This is a genomic window from Bowmanella sp. JS7-9 (genome assembly GCF_004329715.1).
GTDB lineage: Bacteria > Pseudomonadota > Gammaproteobacteria > Enterobacterales > Alteromonadaceae > Pseudobowmanella > Pseudobowmanella zhangzhouensis.
In genome coordinates this window covers 1-10067 of the sequence record NZ_JXSY01000030.1, presented here as the reverse complement: position 1 = coordinate 10067, position 10067 = coordinate 1, and the positions used below count along the sequence as shown (strand labels likewise).

The window sequence follows — 10067 nt, the reverse complement described above, 5'->3', positions numbered from 1 at the left end:
GGTTTGTTCAGACGTAGGTATTTGAATTGATACCTATAGGGTGCCTCAGTCAAAGTGAACTGGAATACACCGTAACACGTACTTGCTGGGATTTTATTTAATTTGCCTTTACTGGTTGAGCCTAAGTGATTGAATTTAGGGTATCCTTAGCGCCAGTGAGGTTATTTCAGGAAATGAGTTAGATGACGTTTACCGGCAGTCCCGGCTTTTATCACGGGCAACAGGATAAAATTGGTGTATTGATTACCAATTTAGGCACCCCGCAAGCGCCGACCAAACAGGCGTTAAAGCCTTACCTCAAACAATTTTTGTCTGATCCCCGCGTAGTTGAAGTACCACGCCTGCTATGGTGGTTTATTTTAAATGGAATTATTTTAAACGTACGGCCTAAGCGCTCGGCGCATGCCTATGCGTCAGTATGGAGTGAGCAGGGTTCGCCGTTGCTGGTACATACCCAGAACCAGGCCAACGCGATTCGTGAAAAGTTGTCAGCGCGTTACGGTGACAACGTACAAGTCGAATTTGCCATGCGCTATGGTCAGCCTTCTATCGAGTCTGTGGTGGACAGAATGCTGAATAATGGTGTGCGCAAGTTATTGGTGCTGCCCTTGTATCCTCAATATTCGGCGTCGACTACAGGCTCGACATTTGATGCTCTGGCACAGGATTTTATAGCGCGGCGCTGGTTGCCCGAACTGCGTTTTGTCAATCAGTACTGTGATAATGACGATTACATTCAGGCGCTGGCGGATAAAATTCAGGCGCACTGGGAAAGCCATGGCCGAGCCGATAAACTGATCTTTTCATACCATGGTGTGCCCAAACGTTACCTGTTAAATGGTGACCCATACCATTGCCAGTGTCATAAAACGTCCCGTCTGGTGGCGGAAAAACTGGGCCTGTCGAAAGACGAATACCTGACTACCTTCCAGTCACGTTTTGGCCGTGAGGAATGGCTGAAACCATATACCGATGAAACCTTAAAAGCGTTACCTGCGCAGGGCGTGAAATCTGTGCAGGTGGTTTGCCCGGGCTTCTCTGCCGATTGTTTGGAGACCATTGAGGAAATCGGGGTAGAGAATCGTGGCTATTTTATGGACGCGGGCGGGCAGCGTTATGAATACATTGAAGCGCTCAATGCCGATGCCGGACATATTGACGCCCTGTTTGGGCTGATTGAGTCAAATATGCACGGCTGGCAGGTCAATGCCGATGCACAGCGTGCGCATCGCGCCAAACAAATGGGCGCAAGTCGTTAAGGCTGGGTTTCTATCGCGGCCATACTAAAACGGATAGGTTCAAGTTCCTGCTGGCCCTGAGCGAGGGCGCGCAGAGAACTTGGGCTCAATTGACCGATAGGCACTACCGCGGGGCCGGCCACTTCCAGATACACATATTCCAGTGCCTGATGGGTAATTATTTGCTCACCTTCCTGCCAGGGAATACTGATCGCCAACAGCGCGTGTTCGGGTAAAAACACGTACATCATATCCACGTAGGGCAGCAATCCGTGCAGGATGGCAGCCGTCAGGACGGCTTTACTATCGCAATCTCCCTGATTTTCGTAGATCAGGGTATTCGGCGGGGAAAACCCGCTGCCACTAGAGGTGGTGCGATCTTCTAATGTGTCATAGGGAATGGATTGCACCCAACTGGCAACGGCCGTGACGATATCCCGCGGACTGGCGTTTTCTCCCAGCATAGTGCGAAAAGCATTGATCACCGGTTGAATTATCTCTGCACTTTCCAATGCAAACCGCACATGGTCTGGCTTGACCAAATTTTGCTGCAGTGGGGTTTCAAACGTGACGTAATAATGTTTGTGCAGATAATCGGCCCGCGCCACGTCAGCTTGCTGATTGAGAGCCTGATGCCACTGGTCGATGGTGGCCTGGCTGGCGGCGCGAAACTTCATGTTCAGCTCGCTGCCTAGTTGTTGTACCTCGATGCGTACATCGCGGGGATTGGCAGTGGCTGCCTTTTGCCGCAACGCCATCAGGATATGCCGATCCATTAACGTTTGGTCAAAAGGCAGAAACTCGCGAAACGGGGTAAATAAGGTGGATTTTTTGATGGCAAACCGCAGGTCATAACGCTGATTCTGGCTGTCTTGCCAGATGTAATTAAACAGCACCTGATTACCCGCCGTGGTGCGCTCATAATTGAGCTGCTCTGCATGACAGGTCAGGCAGATGGTGCATAACATAGTGAGGAACATGCGTTTCATGCACTGACTATATCGTAATTTCGCGCATAAAAAAGCCGCAGATGTCTGCGGCCTGATTAAAGCATGTGCTGCTTAGAAGCGTTGGGTGAATTGCACACCCCAACTACGTGGCATTCCACGGGTAGTGTTTGGCGACCCGGTATTGGTTCCCTGGCCACCCGGCGCATCCAGCAGATACTCTTCATCCAGCAGGTTACGTGCGTACAGCGCAACCTCCCAGTCGTCCTCGCTGATATATACGATGCGGGCGTTAACTAAGTCGTAGGCATCCACGCGATTGTCAGCAGTCAGGCCATGAATGTCGGCTGGGTTATAAGGCAACAATGCCAGCGCTCCGGCACTCTCGCGCGCATCTGAACCACTGCGCTCGTCAACCCAGGTGTAATCCACATGGAAAAGTAGCTCCGCGCCGTCCAGTGGCACAAAGTAATCGCCACTGATGAAATAACGATTTTTCGGTACGCTGGACATAGGTTGGCCGGTTAAATCATCCGCCTCTGTTTCCCCTTCAAACAGTGCATAGCGGGTATACTCGGTATCCAGATAGGCATAGTTAAAGGTGATATTCAGGTTTGGTGTCATCGCCCAGGTGGACTCCAGCTCAAAACCCTGACCGCTGGCGTCGACGTTACGTACGTTGTAGACAGGCACGTTGCCGTTAGAGCCGGTCAGGCGCAGGAACTGCAGATTGGTATAATCATACTCAAAAGCTGACAGGTTCAGACGCAACGTCTTATTCAACCAGGTCGACTTCATACCAATTTCTTTGTTGACGACGTCTTCCTGAGCAAATGGTGCGGCTTTACCCAGCGAGTTAAAACCACCGGCTTTGAAACCTTCGGCATAACTTAAGTAAGTCATCACATCATCAGACCATTGATAATCTACAACAAAGCGCGGCGTGACCTTGCTCCAGGTATTAGATTGGGTTGATGGCTGATACATGCCGTCGCTGTCCAAAATCGGGTCGCCCGCTTCGTCACGCAACACATATTCGGTACCGAAGGCCAGGCCGAAGTCAGAGGCTGGTACACCCGGAATCGGGATAGTAATTTCATTTTGATAGTAAGACAGAATACCAAAATCTTTTTCGTCACGAGTCCAGCGTACGCCCACCGTCACATCCAGTTTATCGGTGACTGGATAGGTCATATCGGCAAAAGCGGCATAAGAGGTGTAGTCACCAAAATCGTCGGTAAATTCGTTCCACGGCTTGCCCAGATTATCCAGGGTAATCATGTTGGCCAGTTCTACAGACGAGAAACCGGTGAGTGACGACAGATAAGCCAACTCATTTGGAATAAAGCCCAGTAAGTAGCCACTAAGGCCGGTACCGAGTGGCATATCAATAATGCCCGGAATACCCATGCCCGGCGCACCGGTTGGTGGCAAACCAAGGGCCTTGAGGCTTTCATTAATGGCAAAACTGTCAATGGACTCGGTCATAAATTCAGCGACAGTATGCTGGTAAATATCTTCATTCAGGTAGGTCGCACCCAGCGTCCAGCGCATACCACTGTCGGTACTGCCGGCTAAACGCAATTCCTGGCTGAATTGCTTCTGACGCTCGATGTTGTTTGACGCGAAATACGCGCGCACGTTGGCACTACCGTCATCTTCCGTATGGTTTTCGGTATCAAAGCGTTTGAACGCAGTAATTGATGTAAAGGTGGCAAAATCCAGCTCATGATTGACTTCAATGGACGCACCGAACAGGTGGCGCGTTTGCAATTGCTCGAAGTCTTGCTCATACACCCCATACGGATCGAGCGTATCGGTATCGCGATATAAGTCGGGGTTAAAGGAATAAATTGGGCGGCTGTCACCGTCCATTTCATTGAATTCGGTGCGGAACATTACCTCTGTTTTATCGGACGCTTCCCACAGGATTGCCGCACGCAGGGTTTGCTGGCTGTCTGCACCAAGCTTAATCATGCGGTAGTCATCGCCTTCACCTTCAGTTTGCGGGTTAGGATACAGGCGCGCATCGATATAACCATCTCGCTCTGACAGCGTGACCCCGCCGCGGAAGTAAACGTCTTTTGCTATCTCGGTATTGTAGGAGCCTTCCAGTTTCATGTGGCCGTGGTTACCGGCACTGAGTTCCAGCTCGCCTTCTGTTTCCTGATTAGGACGTTTGGTAATGATATGAATCGCACCTGCAGCGGCATTGCGACCAAACAGGGTACCTTGCGGGCCTTTAAGCACTTCAACACGCTCGACATCATTGAAGTTTACCAATGCAGCACCACTACGTCCGGCGTACACGCCATCCACATACACCGCGACAGCAGGATCTGCACCGATACCAAAGTCATTGGTTTTAATCCCGCGAATATTGTACTTAGGCTGGGTTGCACTGGTGACGTTGGTTTCCAGGCCAGCGGCAATATTGCCCAGATCGTTGATATTTTCGACCCCGATACGTTTCATGGTGTTGGCAGAAAATGCGCTAATCGCGATGGGTACTTCCTGCATATTTTCTACACGCTTTTGTGCGGTAACCTGCAGCACCTCTACTTCTGCGCGTTCGATATCTTTTTCCGCTACCGTTTCCTGAGCGATGGCCGGCAGACCAAAGAGTAGTGCACAGATACTGGTCGCCAACAGTGAGGGTCGTAGTGACGTGTGATCCTTATTATTCATGTTTTTTCCCCGGTTCAATAACAGCGAATGCAAATATTTTTGTTAATTATTTGTGTGATTTTTTAACACACTTAATCGGCGTGCTAAAGCCCTAAAATGTAAGAAAAATAAGCTATCTGGTTGACCAGACTGAGCGCAAATGCAGTAAAAATTTACTAGGCATTTACAAATTAATTGGTACGATAGTGCCAATTTGATAGGGGAGTCAATCTATGCGTTACCCAGCGAGCCATTTTATTTTTGCCACCTGTGCGTCGTTGTTGGTCGGCTGTAGCCCGTCCGAACAAGCCAAAGCACCCAGTGAAGCAGCACAAGCCTTTGAAAAACAATTAATTAAGCAATTCGTGTTAGCTAAGCCGGGCGATGTCATCACCATTCCTGCCGGTGTGCATCCCATTTCGCGCAGTTTGTCATTGACTGCAGACAACGTAACGATTCGTGGTGAAGGCATGGATAAGTCGGTACTGTCATTCAAAGGACAAATCGCTGGCGCGGAAGGGATTTTGGTAAGTGGCAATAATTTTATCATCGAAGATTTGGCCATTGAGGATGCCAAAGGTGACGGTATTAAGATAAACGAAGCGGAAAACGTTATCATCCGCCGCATTCGTACTGAATGGACCAATGGTCCGGATGAAAAAAACGGCGCCTATGGTATTTATCCGGTACAGACGCGCAATACCCTGATTGAAGGCTCGGTTGCTATCGCAGCCTCAGATGCCGGCATCTACGTGGGACAGTCGCATAATGTAGTGGTACGTAATAACCGTGCTGAATATAACGTTGCCGGCATTGAGATTGAGAATACTCAGGGCGCAGATGTTTATGACAATCTGGCAACCCATAACACGGGCGGGATTTTAGTTTTCAATATGCCTAATTTGCCGCAGCCTGGTTTTGGCACGCGGGTTTACAACAACCGCATAATTGCTAATAACACTGAAAACTTTGCACCCGAAGGCACAGCTGTTGCCAGTGTTCCTGCCGGATCGGGCGTGGTGATTAATTCCAATGATCGGGTGGAAATTTTCAATAACCATGTTGAAGACAATCAGACTGCCAACGTGATCATTTCCAGTTATTTCTCTGCGGGCTTTTACACCACGGCATCAACCGCCGATGCATTTGATCCTTATCCTGAAGGCATTTTTATTTACGACAACCAGTTTATCGGTGGCGGTGATTCCCCGGATTTATTGGAGTTGCAAGCACTACGCGTCGCCGCCTTTGGCATCAATGGTCGACTACCTGATGTCCTGTGGGATGGTTACGTGAATACCGACAAACTGGTAGACGGTCAGGTACCTGCTGAGGCGCGTATTTGTGTGCAAAACGGCACTGCACAGGTGGTAAATGTGGATGGTCCGAATAACTACGCGAATGTCACCACGGACATGACTGCGCACCAATGCGCGCTGGATAAGTTGCCAGCAATCGAGCTGGATGGTGCGTTTTTCGGAGGTCAATAATATGCGATTGGGGTTGTTGTTAGTGCTGCTGCTGACTGGCTGTAGCCAACCACAAATGTATGAACGAGAAAATCCACCGGAACGTTTATCTGCCTGGCAAGTGGTTATGATTGAAGATGGCCAACTTGTGCCGCGGGATCGTGTGGTACCTTATGATTTGAACATGGCGCTGTTTACCGATAACGCCCATAAATTTCGAACCGTATATGTACCACAAGGGCAACAGGCCACCTATCAGGCCGAGGATGCGCTGGACTTTCCGGTCGGTTCGATTGTCAGTAAAACCTTTTATTATCCAAAAGATGAGAATGGTCAGTTGGGTTACCACACCGACTATAGCGACGATTTCGGGTCAAAGGGCTTAAATCTGCAGCGGGTAAAACTCATCGAAACGCGCATTTTGGTGCGTCATGCCGAAGGCTGGCAGGCCTTACCTTATGTATGGAATAACGCGCAAACTGAAGCCACCTTGGAGTGGGCAGGGGATATCAAGCCACTGGCCCTGACCGACAAGGCTGGCAACCAAGTCGCCTTCAGCTATGTGGTGCCCGATGCCAATCAGTGTGCAGGATGCCATGCCCCTAACCATACCGATGGCGCCCTAAAGCCTATTGGCGTTAAAGCCCGCCATATTAACAAGGCCTACCCGTTTTTAGGCGGGCAGGATAATCAATTGGTCCATTGGCAACAGGCTGGCATGCTGAGTGATTTGCCGCAAGATTTGGCGTTGGTGCCACGTAATGCGCGCTTTGATAGCGAAGATAGTCTGGAGCATAAGGCGCGTAGCTATTTGGATATAAACTGTGGACACTGTCATAACCCAAGTGGTGCGGCTGATACCTCGGGTTTGTGGCTTCATCAGGGGCAACAGGATCAGCGTCGCTTAGGGCGTTGTAAACCGCCCGTAGCAGCAGGACGGGGCGCTGGACACGGTCGCTTTTCTATCATGCCGGGTGAGGCTGATAAGTCGATTATCAGCTACCGGATGGCATCAACCGATCCGGGCGAAATGATGCCGGAGCTGGGCCGCGGGACGGTCGATCGGGATGGTTTAGCGCTAATCAATGCATGGATCAATGCCATGCCCGGTGACTGCAGTACACCGGGCCACTAAGCCGCGGTTTATAATGGGCTGGTTTCGCGTGCGACACCTTTCATTTTTTCAAAGGTGCGCAGCCCGCCCATGCCCAGCATGGCCAATACCAGCTGATACAAGGCGCCGGTCTCAATAATCGGAATATCCACATCGACACCGGCCACTTTGACCCCCCAGACCATTATTGGCTGTAGCAAAAACGCCCACAACAGGCTCAGGCCGCATACCCAGCCGATAAACGGACGCCAGCCGGCCACGAATACACTGCTGTGGGCAGCTTCAACCTGATTTATCTTGGCCTGCAACGTGCTGGCTTCGGTTACCGCGGTGAGTAATTGGGTTTCAAATTGCTCGCGTGCTTCGGCACGGGCGTTAGGATCGGGGATGCGGTCGACAAGCTTGTCAATTAACGGACCAACCACCGGCTTTAGGATCTGCCACATAGCGCTTTCCTCTGTTCTTTTCCATGTGTAACGAGACGCTACGGCTTGCTCGTTCTTTCACTATAGCAGGCGGCAGTTATAACAGGTGGTCAAGTAAGCTACGTAAGATCAGAACGTTGTCATCCGGCATGCCCAGCAATGCCTGATATTCCAACTGCAGCAAGGTACCCAAAACGGCATTGGCTAATAGGTCGGCCTGCTGGTGAGATTTGTCATTTAGCCGGAAATAGGCGCTGATGGCGTTAAGCATGGTGTGTTGCACGGTGATTTGGGCGTGGGCCAGATTATTGTCGCGCAAAGCGCATTCGCGAAATGCCCATTCAATATGGCGATTGGCTCTGTCGTTCACCTGCTGAGCGACATAATCAGCCAGCAACTGGCTTAGTGCGTCAATTTGTTCTGTACGGGGCAGGGAACTAAGTGTCAGTGCCTGCTGTTGAATCTCTTCAATGGTTGCCATGCCACTTTCCAGAAAATACAACAAGGCGTCGTGCAATAGCGCATTGATATCGGAAAAATAATAGGTCGTGGCCGACAGGGGGACACCGGCGCGACTGGCTACCGCACGATGGCGTACCTCGCGTACGCCCTGTTCGGCGATGATGTCCAATGTGGCTTGTAAAATCGCTTGGCGGCGAAGCTGGCTGTCGCGCCGCTGCGCAGGACGTCCCTGATACTGCAAGATAACACTCTCGACGTTATTGCTGAGCGCCTAATCTGCCAGCATTGAAGGTCTGATACAAGCTTACCACGCCCCCGACGATAATTAACGCCGGTGGTAGGAGATTCGCCTCGGCGGCACGTGCTTCGATGTCGCGCAAAGTACCAGTCACTACCTGCTGTTTGGCTGTGGTGGCTGATTGCACCAGGGCAATCTGGGTGTCTGCGGCTAACCCATGCTGTTGCAGTTCGCGGCAAATCACCGGTAATGCTGTCAGTCCCATATAAAACACCAGCGTTTGGTTGGTTTTGGCCAACGCGGGCCAATCCAAATCGACGCTGTCATCTTTCAGGTGTGCGGTGGCCAGTGTAACCGATTGGGCATGATCACGGTGGGTTAATGGAATGCCTGCATAAGCGGCGGCACCGGCTGCGGCGGTGATACCCGGCACAACGTCAAAGCTGATACCTGCTTCAAGCAGACTCTGAACCTCTTCGCCACCGCGACCAAAGATATATGGATCGCCACCTTTGAGGCGCACAACCCGTTTACCGGCACGCGCCAGATCGACCAGTAACTGATTAATCTGATCCTGAGGCACGCTATGCAAACTCGCCTTTTTTCCCACATATATTTTCTCTGCATCGCGGCGCACCAGTTCAAGAATTTCAGCCGAGACTAAACGGTCATACACCACCACATCGGCTTTTTGCATCAGGCGCAGGGCTTTAAAGGTGAGTAATTCCGGATCGCCCGGGCCGGCACCGACCAGATAGACACAACCAGCCGGCATATCTGCATTGCTGGCCAGTCTGTCTTCGATTTGTTGTGCTGCGCTGTCTAATTCACCACGCAGAGCCGTTTCGGCAATATCGCCCTCCAGTACCTGTTCCCAAAAGTGACGACGCTGATTAACGCTGCTAAAACGCTGTTTGACTTTGTCGCGAAAGCTGTCAGACAGGCGGGCTAAGTCGGCTAAACGCGCGGGTAGCAGGGCTTCCAGTTTTTGACGCAATAATCGCAGCAAGACGGGCGCACTGCCACCACTGGATAACGCCACAACCAAAGGATCACGATCAACAATTGAAGGGGTAATAAAGCTACATAGCTCGGTGCTATCGACCACATTAACCGGGATATTAGCGGCTTTACATAGGGTCGAAATGTCACAGTTGAGCTGATGATCATCGGTGGCGACAAACACCAGTTGCTGACCGGTTAAATCGGCTGGATTGAATTCACGCGAATGCAGCGTGACTCTCTCTTCATTCACATACCCCAACATCGAATCACATTGCCACGGCGCGACCACGGTAATCGTCGCATCGGTCTTGAGCATCAGTTCGGTTTTACGGGTTGCGACCTCGCCAGCGCCGACGATAAGCACGCGTAAATCCGCGGTATTGTGAAACAGGGGGAAATATTTCATTGCTGCATCTACCTCTTAAGATAGTGGTAGTGTGGCGTAGTTTTTTATAACTCAGAAATATTAAAAAAGAACTTTATATAGCTTTTAGGCTTGGCG

General features: G+C 50.7%; 8 protein-coding genes. 3 read left to right on the top strand and 5 right to left on the bottom strand.

All coding sequences use genetic code 11. The annotated features are described in order from the left end of the window. Positions 1 to 182 precede the first annotated feature (182 nt). Positions 183 to 1259, top strand: a complete 1077-nt coding sequence (hemH, locus tag TK45_RS15585) for a ferrochelatase (protein WP_131259777.1) — start codon at positions 183 to 185, stop codon at positions 1257 to 1259. On the opposite strand, the gene TK45_RS15580 is transcribed toward hemH, so the two are convergent. Next, on the bottom strand, positions 1256 to 2227 hold the full coding sequence (locus TK45_RS15580; protein WP_131259776.1) for a hypothetical protein: 972 nt from the start codon (positions 2225 to 2227) through the stop codon (positions 1256 to 1258). The genes hemH and TK45_RS15580 overlap by 4 nt on opposite strands. 72 nt (positions 2228 to 2299) lie before the next feature. Beyond that, positions 2300 to 4873 carry a TonB-dependent receptor gene (locus TK45_RS15575; protein ID WP_131259775.1) on the bottom strand — a complete coding sequence of 858 codons (2574 nt, stop codon included), beginning with the start codon at positions 4871 to 4873 and terminating at the stop codon, positions 2300 to 2302. Positions 4874 to 5085: 212 nt separating this feature from the next. Here TK45_RS15575 and TK45_RS15570 point away from each other — a divergent pair, with 212 nt between their 5' ends. Together TK45_RS15570 and TK45_RS15565 are read left to right on the top strand one after the other, a co-directional pair. Then, positions 5086 to 6342: a parallel beta-helix domain-containing protein gene (locus tag TK45_RS15570; protein WP_131259774.1), complete on the top strand. Its 1257-nt coding sequence runs from the start codon at positions 5086 to 5088 to the stop codon at positions 6340 to 6342. Position 6343: 1 nt separating this feature from the next. Beyond that, positions 6344 to 7456, top strand: a complete 1113-nt coding sequence (locus TK45_RS15565; protein WP_131259773.1) for an SO2930 family diheme c-type cytochrome — start codon at positions 6344 to 6346, stop codon at positions 7454 to 7456. Between the two features lie 8 nt (positions 7457 to 7464). Here TK45_RS15565 and TK45_RS15560 read toward each other — a convergent pair whose 3' ends face one another. The 3 genes from TK45_RS15560 to cysG form a co-directional block, all read right to left on the bottom strand. After that, positions 7465 to 7881, bottom strand: a complete 417-nt coding sequence (locus tag TK45_RS15560; protein WP_131259772.1) for a 3TM-type holin — start codon at positions 7879 to 7881, stop codon at positions 7465 to 7467. Positions 7882 to 7957: 76 nt separating this feature from the next. Beyond that, positions 7958 to 8563, bottom strand: coding sequence for a TetR/AcrR family transcriptional regulator (locus TK45_RS15555; protein WP_165490808.1), 606 nt, complete (start codon positions 8561 to 8563; stop codon positions 7958 to 7960). A gap of 16 nt (positions 8564 to 8579) precedes the next feature. Continuing rightward, the gene (cysG, locus tag TK45_RS15550) at positions 8580 to 9971 is read right to left on the bottom strand and encodes a siroheme synthase CysG (RefSeq protein WP_131259770.1); all 1392 of its coding nucleotides are present in this window, start codon (positions 9969 to 9971) and stop codon (positions 8580 to 8582) included. Positions 9972 to 10067 lie beyond the last annotated feature (96 nt).